The sequence below is a fragment of the Pedobacter sp. UC225_65 genome (assembly GCF_042698365.1).
Lineage (GTDB): Bacteria > Bacteroidota > Bacteroidia > Sphingobacteriales > Sphingobacteriaceae > Pedobacter.
The window spans coordinates 1,949,722-1,965,955 of the sequence record NZ_CP170550.1; the positions used below are offsets into that span (position 1 = coordinate 1,949,722).

Here is a 16,234-nt window from a genome sequence, read left to right on the forward strand (position 1 = left end):
CAAAATGACAACACAAACATTTGCAGAAAAAATAGCAAAGGCACAAGATTTTCTTCCAATCAATGGAACAGATTATATCGAATTTTATGTAGGAAATGCCAAACAAGCTGCACATTATTATAAAACAGCATTTGGCTTTCAATCTTTAGCTTATGCTGGTCCAGAAACTGGCGTTCGCGACAGAGCTTCATACGTTTTGCAACAAGGAAAAATCAGGTTGATCCTAACCACAGCACTTAAATCTGACAGCCCAATTGCTGAGCATGTTAAAACGCATGGCGATGGTGTAAAGATATTGGCTCTTTGGGTTGACGATGCTTATAGTGCATTTGAAGAGACAACTAAACGTGGTGCAAAACCTTATTTAGCACCTCAAACTTTAACAGATGAACATGGTGAGGTAAAAATGTCTGGTATCTATACCTATGGCGAAACCGTTCACATGTTTATTGAGCGCAAAAACTACAGTGGTACTTTTATGCCAGGTTATCGCGAATGGAATAGTGATTATAACCCTAGTGATGCTGGTCTTCTATATATTGATCATTGTGTAGGCAATGTGGGTTGGAACCGAATGAATGAAACCGTAAAATGGTATGAAGATGTAATGGGTTTTGTAAATATCCTCTCATTCGACGATAAACAAATCAATACCGAATACTCTGCTTTAATGAGCAAGGTGATGAGCAATGGCAACGGTTTTTCTAAATTCCCGATCAATGAGCCAGCAGAAGGCAAAAAGAAATCGCAGATCGAAGAGTACTTGGAGTTTTACGAAGGCGAAGGTGTGCAACACATTGCTGTAGCTACCAAAGACATTGTTAAAACGGTAAAAGAACTTAAATCTCGTGGTGTAGAATTTTTAAGTGCTCCACCAGAAGCCTATTACGACATGATGCCAAACCGTGTAGGTGAGATTGACGAAGAGATCGAACTGTTAAAAGGATTAGGCATTTTGGTTGACTGTGATGAAGAAGGTTATCTATTGCAGATTTTTACCAAGCCAGTTGAAGACCGTCCGACACTTTTCTTTGAGATCATCCAACGTAAAGGTGCACAATCTTTTGGTGCAGGCAACTTTAAAGCTTTGTTCGAATCGCTTGAGCGCGAGCAGGAGTTGAGAGGAAATCTATAAAATTTTTGGTGATCAATTCGAAAAAAATAGAAGGCCAGGTAATAAATACCTGGCCTTTCATTTTGATATAATTTAGGCTAATTCATACACTTAGCAATGGCCTAACAAGTAATACAGCACAACAAAAATTACAATTGTTGATAAACATCCACCACCTAGTTTCCAAGCACCCCAGCCTGCAAACAATGTTCTAAAAAAGTTATTCATATCGATTGATTTATATGATAACCAAGAACGAAGAAGAATGTTTTCAGATTCAAAAAATCATTTGAGGTTAATGGTAATTGTTTTTTCCTGTTGGTCCCTAATTATCTTCAATTCTGCGTTACTTAAAAACTGGCTTCGCTGGATCATTTCTTGAAGGTTGAGTATAGAATTGATCTTTTCATTGCCCCATCCTATGATCACATCTCCTTTTTGTAGTTTATTTTTAGCGGCCAACGATTGGGTAGGTAAAATAAACAACAATACACCAGCATCATTATGCAGGCCAGCTGCCGAACGTTCGCCCAAACTTTCGATATTTTTGAATGATGCACCCAACCAATCCATTTTAGCTGATTGTTGATTGTTGGCCAAGATTTTCAACGCTTTAATAGGTGGTTTAGCCGCCAATTTCTTTAAGCGCGGTGAAGTTATACCGAAATTCATCTCAAAATTCTTGAAACCTATTTGTAGCGCTGGAGATGAAGTCTTTACACGGTAATCACCAATATTGGAATTTACAAACTGTACATCGCCATAGCTACTGTTTTGATCTAAACCCAACTTTTGCGCTGCTTCCAAACCATTTTGCGAAAGGAAAAAATTCTGATCAATCTTTTTGCCCCAGGTATTCATACCGATAGGGGCATAAGTGGTTGATACAATGTTGTGCATAAAAATATCATTGCTATTATTCAGCCACACATGAGGATGAAAGGTATTGTTGATGATAATGTTATTCGTTACCGTACGATGATAACCTTCCCTCAATTTTAATCCACCACTTAAACATACATTATTATAGATCAGATAATTGCTACTTCCATCATCCAGATCAATATCCCAACCATGATCGCATTGAAAACGATTGTTGCGCAATGTAATCGGGTCAATTACATCAAGATATTCAATACCGGGTCTTGCTGCAACAATGCTATCCGTTACCTTTCTTCCTGGCCGCCAATAGCGATCGCGCCCCCATGAATTGAATGCTCCATGATCACCTGTTTCCAATACAGTATTGAACACTTCATTAAATTCGATCATATGTCCACCCCAAGTACCCTCACTTACATTAATACCTGCACGGGGCACATCATAGATGGTATTATGGCTAACGGTAATATGTGCAGCCATTGAAATCTCGGCACCCGCCACTTGTTTTTCAATTGTACCAATGTTATGGATCAGGTTTCCATTTGCACTGCAATATTGAGGATAATTGTTAGTTTTTGGACCTTTTGTAAAATCCATTTCAGTCCATGGCACAAAATTTTCGTACCTAAATGAGGGCGATCTTACCGCATCTGCACTTCCCACAAACGAAATGGCACTTGCCCCGATGTTATAGATGTGGTTATCTTTAATCCTATTGTCCTTGTTATAGTTGCTCATGAAGATGGCGTTTCCACCCAATTCGTAGAAATTGCAATTGGAAACAACAATATTCTCAGTTCCATCTAATAACAATGCTCCCCCCCGATAAATGGTCCAATCGCTACGTAACAAAGGTTCTCTAGTAAGCATAAAACTGCGGGCCGTCTGCGTAAAGTCTATTCCACTAATGTTAATATGCTTTAACGGCTTTTTGTTATTCCCAACAAGATGGATCAGATCCGTTAAATTACTAATGGTAAACCTTGCCTTATTAGGGTCTGTGCCTTTAGCAGGCATCAAATAAAGCATTTGTGCCTTTGTGTCATAGAACCATTCATTAGGGGCATCCAATTCCTCAAAAATATTTTCCACAAAGCGATGTTCCTTATTCATGGGCGATGGCCTGTTGTTCTGCCATCCACCAATATAAGTCAACTTTCCATCGTTAGTTTTACCTGTAATTTGGTAATGGAAACCTCCCCATTCACCAGAATGTAACGCATGTATAAAACCACCTTTCGGGTCTTTCCATTTAGCAGTAAGCTCAGGATCTAGTGCATTCGCTGCTGTTCCGTTAAATATCCTGGCCTTGCTGTTAAAATTTGGGTAACGTGCCATAAGCAATGCCTTTCCATTCATGAACAGCCGATCAGGTGCTGTTTCCAAACTAAGTTTGGCCTGATAGATTCCATTGCGGTAAGGCACCCATTTTAATGAAACTCTTTTACCTCCACTAAAAATGACCTTTTCATTTGCATAAGGCTTAATTTCTAATGAACGTAAAGCAAAGCTATCGGCTAAAATCTGAGCTGTTTCCTCAAATATATAAGTACCGTTTCTGAACAGAATACTTAGCTCTTCATTTTTAAGGTTTTGCACCTTTTTTACAGCTCCTGCCAGTGTTTTGAGGGGCTTTGCCAAGCTGCCAGTTTGATTGTCATTTCCGTAAGGTGACACGTAAATTTTTTTTTGTGCCCAAGCAAGACAGGGCAGCACACTTAAAATAAGCATGAATAATTGTTTTTTCATAAAAGATAGATGATGTTAGGCTGGTTTAATAATAGATTATTTCAATATTTATGATGTTTTGTACCCAATTAAGGGGGAGTTAAAAATTTATTTTTCTTTGATAACAATCAGGTAGCCTTTTCCCTTCGGCACCATAACTTCGCTAGAAGTTGTTAAGTATTCTCCTTTTTGAAAATTGACCACATCGGGGATGGTGATACTGGCCTTTGCTGGGTCAATTCCCAGTTTTTTCCAATCGATGTTCAATGTCACCTTCACGTCTTGGTCTGCCCAACTGGCAATGGCCACCAAAGCACTTCCTTGTTTTTTATAAACTGTAGCCAACACTTCGGCATTGTTGGTTTTAACGGGACAGTTTTCAGACCAATAACCCATCATTTTGGTCCCTTTCATCCCAAAGTTGTCCCATACTTTCCATATCGGCCTTGGGTCATTGTTCCCAGACCATGGCAAACGATTGGTCATTCCATAAACCATCCCACGCCATTGGTTACCCCCATCCTGTAACATTTCGCCCATCAGGCCAAAAGGAATACCACTAACTTCTGTTAGAAAGAAATCTGGTTTGTTTTTTTCATAATCAAAATACTCTCCAAACCATAACCTGTTCAGGTATGGAAAATGCTCCATGTACAAATTGGCACTATTGTTAAAACCATCGCTTTTATTGTATTGGTTGGCAGAGTGCAGGTCAATAATCCCTGGATGTCCATTTTGGGTCAGCACACGTTTTACCCTTTTCATGGTAATTCTATCGAAAGCAACATCATCCAAATAAATCCCATCAATCCCCACGTTTTTGGTCAACCAGTTCATTCCCTCTACATAGTAGTTGTGCCAACGGCTCATGCCACTGTTTACAATGGCCGCATCCTTAATTTCAGGCACAAACCACGCGGCAATATAATCGTCTTTTACATGTTCCTGTAACCAAGAAAAACCTCCACCCTTACCTGGAGAATAGATTTCATGCCCTAAACTTCGCATCGGAAAAGTTTCATAGGCCCGGTTAGACAACTCGCGTACCGTATTGTAAGTCTTAACTTTTAATCCTTTTTGATGGGCTTCGTCAATGTAACTTTTCATCTTGGCATGCTCAATAAACGGATAGTTGATCCACGGATTGATCGGCGTGGCATGGTGGATATTTACCACCGTTGCACCTGTGGCCTTAATGCTATCGATGCTATTGTATTTATGATAAAAACGGTTCGCCCACTGAAAATCGGTATCAATGGTATGAAAAGGAGTAATCAACAAAGTGAAATTATAATACAACACCTCTCCTTTTTTCATCTGGCGTTCGCCCGTATAATTATTGGCCAACATCGAACTTCCCTTAATGCCAATGGTAACCCCTCCCTTGTTTCCATTTCCCCACGAGGTTGGCAACAGCAAGGGCTTTTGAAGATAAAAATTGGTATTCAATGGCCTTACATATTTTTCGTCGCGCAATGAATACTGTAGACCAGCATTTACATTGCCTAACCATGCCCCATCCTGATTTTTAGTGGCCACATCCCATTTCCATTCTACCTGCTCAGGTCTAAGACCACCTTTTTGGCCAAAACCCATCATGTAGGTTGCAGCTGTTTTGTTAAATGGGATGTGCATGGTAACATCTTTCAGATCTACATCCTGTAAAGCGGTAACTTTAACTGTATAAGTCAAGAATCCATCAAACTCCAAACTACCAGTTACGTCCATACGTAAACTATCATTTGCATTTTTGGTCTTCCATTGTACAGTACCTGCTTCTTTTTTGGTAAATTCTACACCACCATCATTGAGCTTGATGTTTTTTCCATCTGCCTTACGCACAAAATGGAAATGGATATTTTCTGCCAACAGGTTATTTGGTGTGGGTGTGTAATCTGTCATTTCCTGACTAAAGAAAGTTTGGATCTGTTTTGGAAAACCATTTTTGTCCAACTCAACCTTTCTACCCAAAAGGCCAATTGTATTTCCTTGCACCAATAAGGCTGTATATGGGGCAATTACAGTATTCTTTTGCGCAAGCGTAGAGTTTAGCCACGTTAAACGGGTTTGTTTCCAAGGTTCATTTATGCCGTTTTCCTTACTTAATTGTGCGCCTACCTGAATAGTTAATTTGATACTTTGAGTAGGTGCATTTGCTGCAGTAACCATTACTGTTCCATTATAACTACCTGCTTTTGCTGTTGTAGGAATGCTCAATAAACACCACAGCGCTTGCACTTGGTTTTGCACTATATTTACTTCCTTGCGCAGTGGATTTCCATCATAAGCTATACCATCGGTATTTAAACAAGAAATCAGCTTTGCCGAAATCTTGTTCCCAGCTTTATCCTTTAGGTCACTAAATTTCAACTTTACCTGTTGTAGATCTTTTAGTGCATAAATACCCAACTGAAAAGAAAAGTTCTCCCCTCTTAATGCTTGATCTGTAAAAGTTTGCTGCGGTCCTTTGATAACCCATCGTTGTGGAATGTCATTTTTCATTACAATTGGATAGTTTCTCTTTTCTGGAAAAACCAAATAGGCCGGTTCTGCATTTTTTGCCTTAAGCTGCGCTACTTCGCTGGTTGTAGCAATTACTTCCATCGGGTACACACTGTTGAAAGCATTGATTGATTCGATCTGCACTACTTTGGTATTTACAGGAGTGGCCTCAGCTTCTTTTTTTAGTGATCCAATTGGTCAACTTTTCTTGTTTGGGATAAACACCTTTAGGGTAGTTTGACCTGCCTTCGTTTTTATAAGGTTGATAATAGATATAGTATTGACCTGTACCGCTTTCTGGCTCAAAACAGATCAGGCCATTTTCTTTGGTGATGGATAAAGGTAAGATGTGATTGATTTTTTGACCTGTTTTGGCATCTTGTACAATGATCATCTTTTCTTCTGGATTTGGATTGACTCCTTCTCCACGCTATTGTTGCCTTGGCAATTTTACCAGTACCCACAAAATTTACCAATACCCTTTGATTGCCTAAAGAATCAGCATTCCAGCTATTTTTTGCCGTTGTAAACTTAATTTCTTGGGCCTGGTTAGACGTGACAAACAAGCTCAGCAAGAGCACAGTTAAACATAGAGATTTCATAGATCAGCGCTTTATAGTACTATTGAGATGTAAATTTAATTTATTTCTTGATTGTTTAACACAAAGCATCAATTATATGGTTTTACCTATGTCAAATGCTACATAAATTGCTAAAAAGCCATTTATTTATATAAATTTATTATTTTTGACTACTGGGGAAAAATGCAAAGATGTACGCTAAAACAATAAAAAGATCTCAAATCTTCTTCAAACACCTACGGATAGCATTCAAGTTATTTAGAAAGAACGACCCTTTACGTTTAGCTGGTGCTACTGCTTTTTTTGCCAATTTCGCCCTTCCTCCAATCCTGCTCATTTTAATTAGGCTATTCGGTTTTTTTGTAGACCGTAAGATCATGGCCAGACAATTGTTTGAACGATTGTCGAGCATTTTAGATGAAAGCAGTACCGAACAGATCCGCTTAACGTTACGTAATATCAGGGGTATTGATTATAACTGGTGGGCAACCATTTTGAGCTTTGTATTTTTTATTTTTGTGGCCACCACATTATTCGGGGTGATCAAAAACTCAATGGACCAGATCTGGAGCATAGGTTTAAACGAAAAACTTGGAATTTTATTCAACCTCAAACTCAGGGGACGTTCGATGGTGATCATCCTACTTGCGGGTATTTTATTCTTTGTAGGTTTATTGACAGATAGTATCCAGGCTTTTATTGGCGCTTATATCAATACGGCCTCTCCTACCTTCGGAAAGATCTTTCTATCCATCTTGAACCAATTGCTCTTTGTGATTATTGTAACCACTTGGTTTGCCGTTCTATTTAGGTTTTTAACCAATGGAAGACCAAGTTGGAAAACCGCAATCAGAGGTGGTCTCTTAACTGGGATATTATTTACATTGGGCAAATACATTTTACGCATTATGCTACCTTTAAGCAACATAGGTAATGTTTATGGTGCCTCAGGATCCATCATCTTGATCATGCTTTTTGTATTTTATTCTTCGTTTATCTTCTATTATGGCGCCTGTTTTGTAAAAGTATTGAGCGACTCCACTAAAAGACCAATACGACCTATCAAAGGTGCTTTCTTATACGAATTAAAAGAAATAGTTAAAGAGAAGAACTAATTGGTGCGTAAACCAACCTGCTCAAAACCCTGCATTTCAAAAACGGCCAATTTATTTAACAAATTGCAATGTAAGGTGCCAAAAAAGTTAAAGATGCCATCTTTATTTTTGCCTTCAATACAAATTGTCTCTTTTATGATCTCGCGTTGTGCTAAATTTTGGTCAGCAAGGTTAGATCTCTTCGTCCTGAATAATGATGTCTTTTGCCTCGATTGCAAACTCTTTCAATAGCGCTAAAAAGCTTTGTCCGTTTAACAACAGTTCTTTGATATTCATAGTGATAAGGTTTAGGGTTGGATGCAAAAACAATATCAATTTTAAAGCCAAAAAAAATGGATAAGCTCAAAAAACTTACCCATTTTTCCTCTATCTAAAAATATGGTTTGACTAAAATATCCTAAAGCCTATACCAAGGGTATATAAATTCAGTTTTGTTGTTGGATAACCATCTGAATTGATTTTAGAAAGGCCTGTTTCATACCTAAGGTCGGCACTCAATTTGCCAATATCTACACCCGCACCAAATTGCCAAGCAAAGGCTTTATCCTTAAAATCGCCTTTAAAAGCAGCGGATGCAGCCTGTCCGAAATTTTGTTCATTGTCCAAATTAAATGAAATCACAGGACCAGTATTTAACCGGAGACCAAAACCTGCCGCTCCAAATTTGGTTCCTACCAATACCGGAATATCGAGGCTTTTAAATTTCACTTTATTGTCTTGTCCAGCACTGTTTACTAAAGTGGTGTTTTTTCCAGATAAGTAGAGCTCAGGCTGCAAGTATATTCCTGCACCACCAATACGTGCCCATAAACCTGCATAATAGCCCGCTTGGTTATCACTGCTAAAGGTATTTGACGTCTTAAATTTAGAAAGGTTTACCCCTCCTTTTACTCCAAGTTGAAATGTAGGTAACGCTTGACTGTAGGCTAAACAGCTAGAACTGATCAGCAACATAGATAGGATGATTTTTCTCATAACGAAATATTATAAACTTGTAAGATAATTTATTTATGTAAATTTAATAATATTTTAAATTGAAAGTCAATTTGTGTAGTTTTAATATCTCCTATTGAAATTCAATAAAACATCATTGGATATTATTCATGACCCTTAAATGAACTTTACATACAATGCCTATGCCATTATTTTACTGGCATGTGGATTAGCGACTATTATTCTTTCCAATTACATTTTCAGAAAAGGCGGTAAGGCAGTACAGTGGTTTAGTTTAATGATGTTCTCTAATTCCATCTGGTCTATTGCCTACGGTCTAGAGCTGGCAAGTAGCTCATTATCAACAATCAAGTTCTTTATCAACATCGAATATTTGGGCATTGCAACATTACCTTTAAACTGGTTTCTATTTTGCCTACATTTTTGTGGCAAAGACTGCTGGTACAAAAAGCCGCTCAATCTTACCTTGCTCCTCATTGTTCCAATCATTACCATATTAATGGTATGGACCAATCAGTATCATCATCTCTATTATAAAAACATAACTGTAGATACCAGTGGCCCTTTTCCTATGGCCGATATTGATACTGGTTTATGGTATCAATTTTTTACGGTTTATTTCTATTTATTGTTGGCTTGTGGCTGTTACCTGATCCTGGCAAAATTCAGGACGTCAGACCCTATCTACAAAAAGCAGAATTATAGTATTATTGTGGCCGCATTTATTCCTTGGATTGCTAATTTTTGTTACCTATTGGGCTACAGACCATTGGGACATGTTGATGTAACGCCATTTGCCTTTATCGTAACTAGTTTTTTAATCCTAATTGGCATTTTTCGTTTTAAGCTTTTTGACATTATCCCTATTGCCAGAGAGAAGGTATTGGAATTGATGCGCGATGGTTTCTTTGTACTTGACCAACAGAACAGGGTGATAGACTACAATAAATCCATAAAAAAGTACATTCAGCTTAAAAAGGGGAAAAAATTAATTGGCGCCGCGCTTGAAGATATCTTTCCTGATCAGCCAGCATTTTTTGAAAGGATCAATGCACATGCACCCGGAAAAATGGAGCTTAATCTTGTTGTGAATGATGAAAACTTATTTTTGGAAGCGGATATCCTTTTTTTGAATGATAACAAGATCAACAGTGATTTCAGCATCATTAAACTACAAGACCTAACAGATTTTAGACAAGATGCCATCCGTGCCCGCGAACAAGCAACTGAACTGGAAAGATTAAACCAGTTAAAAGACCGCATATTTTCTATTATTGCCCACGACCTAAGAGGACCATTGGTTAACCTATCTGAAGTTTTAAAGATGATTGCGAACGACCAGATTACCAGTGATGAGTTTAAGACCATATCTCCAACCCTAAGTAAAGATATCATCTACACCACCGACCTACTGGAAAACATCCTACACTGGTCCAGAAGCCAATTGAAAGGATTTGGAATCAAAAAAGAGTTTTTTAACCTGAGAAATCTCATCATTAACGAAATCAATTACCATCTACCTGCTGCAAATCTTAAAAAAATACAGATCATCCATGACGTTTTTCCGGGTGAAATGGTTTTTGCAGATGTGTTAATGATACAGATCGTGATCAGAAATATCCTTAACAATGCCATTAAATTTTGTAATGAAAATTGCGAAATCCACATCACAGCTGCTTATCAGAAAAACACAACCATGTTGGTATGTATCAAAGATAATGGTGTTGGCATAAGTGAAGATATGCTGAGCAAACTATTTAAAGACGAAAACATCTCTACCAGAGGTACTTCAAACGAAAAAGGTACAGGTTTGGGCCTAATTGTCTGTAAAGATTTTATGGCTCGCAACGATGGGAATATTTTTGTAGAAAGTAAAGTAGGACAAGGCGCCAAGTTTTGTATCTCCCTACCTACGGTTAACGCGTATGGGTAATATCACCCAACTGTGTACAAAAAAGGGCTGGATGATATCCAACCCTTTTTGATATTAATGGCCTGTAACTTCGTTAATGGCCTGTTGTTCTTTTAAGGCATCCACATTATTTTTATTGCCAAAGTTTTGTGTTTTGTCGGCAAAATAGGCTAAGATATCTACAATAGAATCTAAGTTATCAGCTACACGCTGATGCATATCTGGTAAGTCTTTATCCAATTTTTTATCGCCAAGGTCGATGTTATCTACTTCGATCTTTCCAATCTTTTGGATAATTGCCTGTTGCGAGTGTTGGAGGTCTTCTAATTCCCTCACAATTTTTTCCATTAATTCAAACTTCTTTAAAGTATCCATATTCACTATTTCATTAATGTATAACTATGTTAGTTACCTTATACAACCAATTTGAAGCAAAAAAGTTTGAAAAACTAATACAATTACTTTTTCAAATTTGGATTTTAACACAATAACTAATAATTTAGTTTTTTTTAAACTGGTGCTTATGAAAAATATCTTCCTCTTCTTGATCAGCATTTTCTTACTACAAACAGCTAGTGCGCAAACCCGTACCATAGATGCAGAAAAATTGTTGGATTTCTATCAGAATCAACGTTATATAGAGGCTGCCCAATATCTACAGGGCATTTATCCAGATGGTACCCAAGATGTGAAAATATTGAACCAGATTGCTTATTTCAACTTAATGGCTGGTAAATTACCTGAAGCTGAAAAAAATTATCTTAAAATATATGCCCAACAGCCAACATATTTACCCGTATTATTTAGTCTATCTAGCATCAGTGTGCGCAAAGGGCAAAATGCCAAAGCAAAAAACTATCTAAAAAATATTATCCAATTAGATTCAAACAACTTTAAGGCTTATAAACAATTGGCCGACCTGACCGTGGATAGCCTGCAACTCAAAGTGTCTTATCTCAATAGGGCCAACCGTTTAAACGCAGCTGATCCTATTGTGGCTTTCGACCTTGCCCAAGCCTACAAACTGTTGGGTCTGTTTCAACCTGCTTACGACATCTTAAAAACTGCTATTGTGGCCGATACAAGTAATCTTTTTTTATTAGAGGCGCAACTACCTATTGCCAACGAACTCAAAAAATACGATGAGGTAATTGCTGTTGGCGAAAAACTATTACAAAACGAGGTAGAAGTCAATGTGGTTAAAGATGTGGGCAAGGCTTATTTCTTTTTAAAGAACTATCAAAAATGCCTCCTCCTCTATCAGATGTTAGAAAAAATGGATAAACAGACCGAAGCTACTTTATATTATATGACACTCTGCTATAGAGAGCAAAAAAAATATGAGTTGGCAGCTACTTATGCTAAAAAAACCATTGAGGAAGGAATCTCCGTAAATACCGTGAATTATTATGCTACCCTTGGTGCCATTTATGAAGCGAATGACCAACCTACCAATGCCATTACAGCCTATAAAAAGGGCCTTTCTTTTAATAGACCTAGTACAAATTTATATTATCGTTTAGCATTGGTCTACGACCTCAAATTGAAACAAGTAAAAAATGCCTTGACCTATTACAATTTATACCTAAAAGGCAAACCTGATGCGGATAAAGAAAAGCAACAGATCGAGTATACCAAAAACAGAATTGTTGAATTAAAAAAGTAATATTAAGGGTCGAGATTACAAATCTCGACCAACAATTGTAAATCTCGACCAATAGTTGCAGATCAATATCAGTCTGATAAAATCAGTTATAAATCTTCGAAGATAGGTTTTACATCTACCCAAAATTGGTCTAATGCAATGATCCTTGGTTTGAGGAAGGAGATAAGTTCGGGCCAATGCTGCTGATTATAAATACTCACACCATTTAAGGTCTTGGAAATCCTACTCATTGGCACACCAAATTCATTGCTTGTACTTTCTTCCCAGTCCCATTCTTCATTTACCGCAGCTCCAAATAACAATTTCAGTGCCTTAAACTGTTCTAGATATTGGTTTCTGGTTTCTTCATCACCGTGGGTAAGTTCAATAGCAATTATTGCCTGATGTTGTTCAGCATTCATCCTAAAAAATACGTTTTTAACCCCTGTTTTGTAGTTGATCCAATTAATAGGCATCCCATCGGCCGATGGGATGGGCTTTAGGTATCTACCAAAGGTGATCCAAAACTGTTGACGGAGCTTGGAAGCTTCTTCTTTACTGTACATGATCAGTGGTGACGCTTATTTATTGCCCATTAACCTGGCTACGTATTTACCGATGATATCAAACTCTAGGTTAACCGTATCTCCAACTTTTACCTCATGTAGATTGGTATGCTCAAGCGTATAGGGAATAATAAATACCGAAAACTCATCAACAGTAGAATTTACCACAGTTAAACTGATGCCATTTACACTGATTGAACCCTTTTCTACGGTAACATTGCCGAAAGCAGGATCGTACTTGAAGCGGTATTCCCTACTTCCATCCAATTCATTTATAACGATACAAGTAGCCGTTTGGTCAACATGGCCCTGCACAATGTGCCCATCTAAGCGGGCATTCATCTGCATGCAACGCTCAAGGTTAACCTTACTACCAATTTTTAGACTGCCCAAACTACTTTTGTTAAGCGTCTCTTCAATTGCGGTAACGGTATGCGAATGGTCGGTTAAGGCCACTACCGTTAAACAAACTCCATTATGGGCCACACTTTGGTCGATCTTCAGTTCTGCACAGAGCTGAGAATTGATGGTAAAATGGATATTGCTACCTTCTTTAACAATATTTGCTACCTCGCCCAGTGTTTCTATTATTCCTGTAAACATCTAAATATAGTTCTTTCTGTTTCTTTTCCAGTTGCTATCTGCTTGGGTATTTTGCGCAACTCCATCAATTTTCACCTTTTCTTTTTGCAGCAAGAGCACAACACTTAGTGCTGCCAACATGGCCTCTTCTTCCTTGTCATCCTTTAAACTGTCTGCATTAAAATATTTGCCCACAAAATGGGTGTCAAATTTACCAGAAGTAAAAGCAGGATGCTGCATTACAAATTTACCAAAGCTCAATGTGGTTTGTATGCCTGTAATGTCATATTCTTCAATTGCCCTGATCATTCTTTCAATGGCTTCTTGCCTATCTTTGCCATAAGTGATCAATTTGGCAATCATTGGATCATAATAGATTGGAATTTCCATTCCTTCTTCAAAACCATCATCAACCCTTACACCATTACCCTTAGGCGTAATATAAGTTTGTAACGTGCCTATATCTGGCAAGAAATTATTGAGTGGATCTTCTGCATACACCCTTAATTCCATGGCATGTCCATTGATTTTCAATGCTTCTTGTTTAAAGCTCAAGGCTTCGCCTCTGGCTATCTTGATCTGTTCTTTTACCAGATCTAGGCCAGTGATCATTTCTGTTACGGGGTGTTCAACTTGTAAACGGGTGTTCATTTCCAAGAAAAAGAAATCCAGGTTTTCATCCAAAATAAATTCTACCGTACCTGCGCCTACATAGTTTACCGATTTGGCTACATCTACCGCACATTTGCCCATGCGTTCTCTAATTTCTGGCGTTAATACCGACGATGGTGCTTCTTCAATCACCTTTTGGTGACGGCGTTGTACCGAACATTCACGTTCGAATAAATGTACAATGTTACCATGCGTATCGCCTAAAACCTGTATCTCGATGTGTCTTGGAGAGGTTACGTAGCGTTCGATAAATACAGAACCATCGCCAAAAGCAGAAGTGGCTTCACTTACCGCCAAATGCATTTGCTCTTCAAAATCAGCTACTTTTTCTACGATACGCATCCCTTTACCACCACCACCAGCAGCAGCTTTGATCAAAATCGGAAATCCAACTTCAACTGCTCGTTCTTTGGCTTCGTTGATATCTGTAATGGCTTCTTCTGTACCAGGCACCATTGGGATGTTATACTTTAAGGCCGCCGCCTTAGCCGACAGCTTATTGCCCATAATTTCCATTGCTTCTGGGGTAGGGCCAATCAAAATCAGACCTGCTTCTTTTACTTCTCTGGCAAAAGCAGCATTTTCCGATAAAAATCCATATCCAGGGTGGATGGCTTGGGCACCCGTTAACTTACAAGCTTCGATGATCTTAGATCCGATCAAATAAGATTGGTTAGAAGGGGCTGGTCCGATACAAATGGCTTCATCTGCATAACGCACATGTAAGGCAGTACGATCAGCTTCTGAAAAAACAGCAACTGTTTGGATTCCCATTTCTTTGGCAGAACGCATAATACGTAAAGCAATTTCGCCACGATTAGCAATTAAGATCTTAGTGATAGTAGGCATATGTTGTTATAAATTCAAGTGAGAGATGGTTTCTATGGCACGATCAATCAGGGCCGAAGATAAGTCTAAATGTGTTACAAACCTTATGGTTTTGTCTGATGTACTGTTACAAAGGATACCTTTTGCAGCTAATGCCTTCACCACCTGATCTGATTTTAACCCATTTCTGACATCGAAAAGTACAATATTGGTTTCAACAGGGAGCACAGCGCTTACATAATTGGTTTTGGCTAAAGCCTCTGCCAATGCTTTGGCATGTTGATGGTCGTCTGCCAAACGGTTAACATGATGGTCTAAAGCGTAAATACCCGCAGCTGCCAGAAATCCTGCTTGTCGCATTCCCCCACCTAAAACTTTTCTAATTCTTCTGGCTGTTTTGATGGTTGCTTTTGAGCTCAGCAATACAGAACCTACTGGTGCACCTAGGCCTTTAGATAGACAAACAGAAATCCCATCAAAATATTTACCATAATTGACAGCCTTATCGCCCGTAGCTACCAAAGCGTTGAATATCCTTGCTCCATCTAAATGAAGTTTGATTCCCTTAATGGCACACAGATGATGGATTGGCTCTATCTGGGAAAGTTGATAACATTTTCCTCCACCTTTGTTGACCGTATTTTCTAAAACGACAAGACTTGAGGTTGGATAATGGACATTGTCTGCATTGATTTCAGGTTCGATCAGTTCTGGCGTCAGTATTCCTCTTTCGCCATTCAACAAACGGACAGATGCCATAGCGTTATAGGCAATACCACCTCCTTCGTAACGGTATACATGTGCGGTTTGGTCACAGATCGACCTCGTCCATAGGTTGGGTGAAACACTTAATGGCAATCTGGTTGCTCATGGTACCTGATGGACAGAACAAAGCGGCCTCCGTATTAAACATGGCTGCCAATTTTTCTTCCAATGTATTTACCGTTTCATCTTCCCCAAAAACATCATCACCAACTTTTGCGTTCATCATCGCATCGAGCATCCCAGCAGTTGGTTTGGTAACGGTATCGCTTCTAAAGTCTATTTTATCCATATTTTCAAAAAATATTCTTTTGTTTTAACATTAATTGCAATGCCTTCGTCTTGTCTTTTTTAACATTAAGAAGTTAAGGTAATTAAGTTTCGCTGGTGA

The 16,234-nt window shown here is 38.4% G+C and carries 15 protein-coding genes; 4 read left to right on the plus strand and 11 right to left on the minus strand.

The genetic code is table 11. The annotated features are described in order from the left end of the window. The first annotated feature begins 4 nt into the window (after positions 1-4). Positions 5-1,135, plus strand: a complete 1,131-nt coding sequence (gene hppD / locus ACFJIZ_RS10290) for a 4-hydroxyphenylpyruvate dioxygenase (RefSeq protein WP_379093209.1) — start codon at positions 5-7, stop codon at positions 1,133-1,135. Positions 1,136-1,399: 264 nt separating this feature from the next. Here hppD and ACFJIZ_RS10295 read toward each other — a convergent pair whose 3' ends face one another. The 4 genes from ACFJIZ_RS10295 to ACFJIZ_RS10310 form a co-directional block, all read right to left on the minus strand. Next, positions 1,400-3,745 carry a right-handed parallel beta-helix repeat-containing protein gene (locus ACFJIZ_RS10295; protein ID WP_379093212.1) on the minus strand — a complete coding sequence of 782 codons (2,346 nt, stop codon included), beginning with the start codon at positions 3,743-3,745 and terminating at the stop codon, positions 1,400-1,402. 87 nt (positions 3,746-3,832) lie between these two features. Next, positions 3,833-6,370, minus strand: a complete 2,538-nt coding sequence (locus ACFJIZ_RS10300) for a glycoside hydrolase domain-containing protein (protein WP_379093215.1) — start codon at positions 6,368-6,370, stop codon at positions 3,833-3,835. 25 nt (positions 6,371-6,395) lie between these two features. Beyond that, entirely contained in the window at positions 6,396-6,620 is a 225-nt protein-coding gene (locus ACFJIZ_RS10305; RefSeq protein ID WP_379093218.1) for a glycoside hydrolase domain-containing protein, read from the minus strand. Next, complete coding sequence (locus tag ACFJIZ_RS10310; RefSeq protein WP_379093221.1) at positions 6,529-6,828, minus strand: glycoside hydrolase domain-containing protein; 300 nt, start codon at positions 6,826-6,828, stop codon at positions 6,529-6,531. The genes ACFJIZ_RS10305 and ACFJIZ_RS10310 overlap by 92 nt, the downstream gene beginning before the upstream one ends. 170 nt (positions 6,829-6,998) lie before the next feature. Here ACFJIZ_RS10310 and ACFJIZ_RS10315 point away from each other — a divergent pair, with 170 nt between their 5' ends. Then, entirely contained in the window at positions 6,999-7,922 is a 924-nt protein-coding gene (locus ACFJIZ_RS10315) for a YihY/virulence factor BrkB family protein (RefSeq protein WP_379093224.1), read from the plus strand. Positions 7,923-8,309: 387 nt separating this feature from the next. Here ACFJIZ_RS10315 and ACFJIZ_RS10320 read toward each other — a convergent pair whose 3' ends face one another. After that, positions 8,310-8,897, minus strand: a complete 588-nt coding sequence (locus tag ACFJIZ_RS10320; protein WP_379093227.1) for a porin family protein — start codon at positions 8,895-8,897, stop codon at positions 8,310-8,312. A 139-nt stretch (positions 8,898-9,036) separates the two neighbouring features. On the opposite strand from ACFJIZ_RS10320, the gene ACFJIZ_RS10325 reads away from it, so the two are divergent. Then, on the plus strand, positions 9,037-10,809 hold the full coding sequence (locus ACFJIZ_RS10325) for a histidine kinase N-terminal 7TM domain-containing protein (RefSeq protein ID WP_379093230.1): 1,773 nt from the start codon (positions 9,037-9,039) through the stop codon (positions 10,807-10,809). Between the two features lie 54 nt (positions 10,810-10,863). Here ACFJIZ_RS10325 and ACFJIZ_RS10330 read toward each other — a convergent pair whose 3' ends face one another. After that, on the minus strand, positions 10,864-11,163 hold the full coding sequence (locus ACFJIZ_RS10330; protein WP_379093233.1) for a hypothetical protein: 300 nt from the start codon (positions 11,161-11,163) through the stop codon (positions 10,864-10,866). A gap of 148 nt (positions 11,164-11,311) precedes the next feature. Between ACFJIZ_RS10330 and ACFJIZ_RS10335 the strand changes: the two genes are divergently transcribed. Next, positions 11,312-12,454, plus strand: a complete 1,143-nt coding sequence (locus ACFJIZ_RS10335) for a tetratricopeptide repeat protein (RefSeq protein WP_379093236.1) — start codon at positions 11,312-11,314, stop codon at positions 12,452-12,454. Between the two features lie 86 nt (positions 12,455-12,540). Here the strand turns inward: ACFJIZ_RS10335 and ACFJIZ_RS10340 are convergent, their stop codons facing one another. Genes ACFJIZ_RS10340 through ACFJIZ_RS10360 form a run of 5 tightly spaced genes read right to left on the minus strand, consistent with a single transcriptional unit; the run spans position 12,541 to position 16,135 of the window. Next, the gene (locus tag ACFJIZ_RS10340) at positions 12,541-12,999 is read right to left on the minus strand and encodes a DUF4268 domain-containing protein (RefSeq protein WP_379093239.1); all 459 of its coding nucleotides are present in this window, start codon (positions 12,997-12,999) and stop codon (positions 12,541-12,543) included. A 15-nt stretch (positions 13,000-13,014) separates the two neighbouring features. After that, on the minus strand, positions 13,015-13,602 hold the full coding sequence (locus tag ACFJIZ_RS10345; protein WP_379093242.1) for a riboflavin synthase: 588 nt from the start codon (positions 13,600-13,602) through the stop codon (positions 13,015-13,017). After that, positions 13,603-15,102 (minus strand): acetyl-CoA carboxylase biotin carboxylase subunit, encoded by a 1,500-nt coding sequence (gene accC, locus ACFJIZ_RS10350; protein ID WP_379093245.1) that lies wholly within the window; start codon positions 15,100-15,102, stop codon positions 13,603-13,605. A 6-nt stretch (positions 15,103-15,108) separates the two neighbouring features. Continuing rightward, positions 15,109-15,939: a threonine aldolase family protein gene (locus ACFJIZ_RS10355; RefSeq protein WP_379093248.1), complete on the minus strand. Its 831-nt coding sequence runs from the start codon at positions 15,937-15,939 to the stop codon at positions 15,109-15,111. Continuing rightward, on the minus strand, positions 15,893-16,135 hold the full coding sequence (locus tag ACFJIZ_RS10360) for a beta-eliminating lyase-related protein (protein ID WP_379093251.1): 243 nt from the start codon (positions 16,133-16,135) through the stop codon (positions 15,893-15,895). The genes ACFJIZ_RS10355 and ACFJIZ_RS10360 overlap by 47 nt, the downstream gene beginning before the upstream one ends. Positions 16,136-16,234 lie beyond the last annotated feature (99 nt).

Excerpts from the sequence above, each read along its gene's own strand:
- ACFJIZ_RS10325 (WP_379093230.1), top strand. The coding sequence starts at position 9,037 with ATGAACTTTACATACAATGCCTATGCCATTATTTTACTGGCATGTGGA.
- ACFJIZ_RS10330 (WP_379093233.1), bottom strand. The coding sequence starts at position 11,163 with ATGGATACTTTAAAGAAGTTTGAATTAATGGAAAAAATTGTGAGGGAA.
- ACFJIZ_RS10310 (WP_379093221.1), bottom strand. The coding sequence starts at position 6,828 with ATGAAATCTCTATGTTTAACTGTGCTCTTGCTGAGCTTGTTTGTCACG.
- ACFJIZ_RS10360 (WP_379093251.1), bottom strand. The coding sequence starts at position 16,135 with ATGGATAAAATAGACTTTAGAAGCGATACCGTTACCAAACCAACTGCT.
- ACFJIZ_RS10315 (WP_379093224.1), top strand. The coding sequence starts at position 6,999 with ATGTACGCTAAAACAATAAAAAGATCTCAAATCTTCTTCAAACACCTA.
- ACFJIZ_RS10345 (WP_379093242.1), bottom strand. The coding sequence starts at position 13,602 with ATGTTTACAGGAATAATAGAAACACTGGGCGAGGTAGCAAATATTGTT.
- ACFJIZ_RS10295 (WP_379093212.1), bottom strand. The coding sequence starts at position 3,745 with ATGAAAAAACAATTATTCATGCTTATTTTAAGTGTGCTGCCCTGTCTT.
- ACFJIZ_RS10340 (WP_379093239.1), bottom strand. The coding sequence starts at position 12,999 with ATGTACAGTAAAGAAGAAGCTTCCAAGCTCCGTCAACAGTTTTGGATC.
- ACFJIZ_RS10305 (WP_379093218.1), bottom strand. The coding sequence starts at position 6,620 with ATGATCATTGTACAAGATGCCAAAACAGGTCAAAAAATCAATCACATC.
- accC (WP_379093245.1), bottom strand. The coding sequence starts at position 15,102 with ATGCCTACTATCACTAAGATCTTAATTGCTAATCGTGGCGAAATTGCT.
- ACFJIZ_RS10335 (WP_379093236.1), top strand. The coding sequence starts at position 11,312 with ATGAAAAATATCTTCCTCTTCTTGATCAGCATTTTCTTACTACAAACA.
- hppD (WP_379093209.1), top strand. The coding sequence starts at position 5 with ATGACAACACAAACATTTGCAGAAAAAATAGCAAAGGCACAAGATTTT.
- ACFJIZ_RS10320 (WP_379093227.1), bottom strand. The coding sequence starts at position 8,897 with ATGAGAAAAATCATCCTATCTATGTTGCTGATCAGTTCTAGCTGTTTA.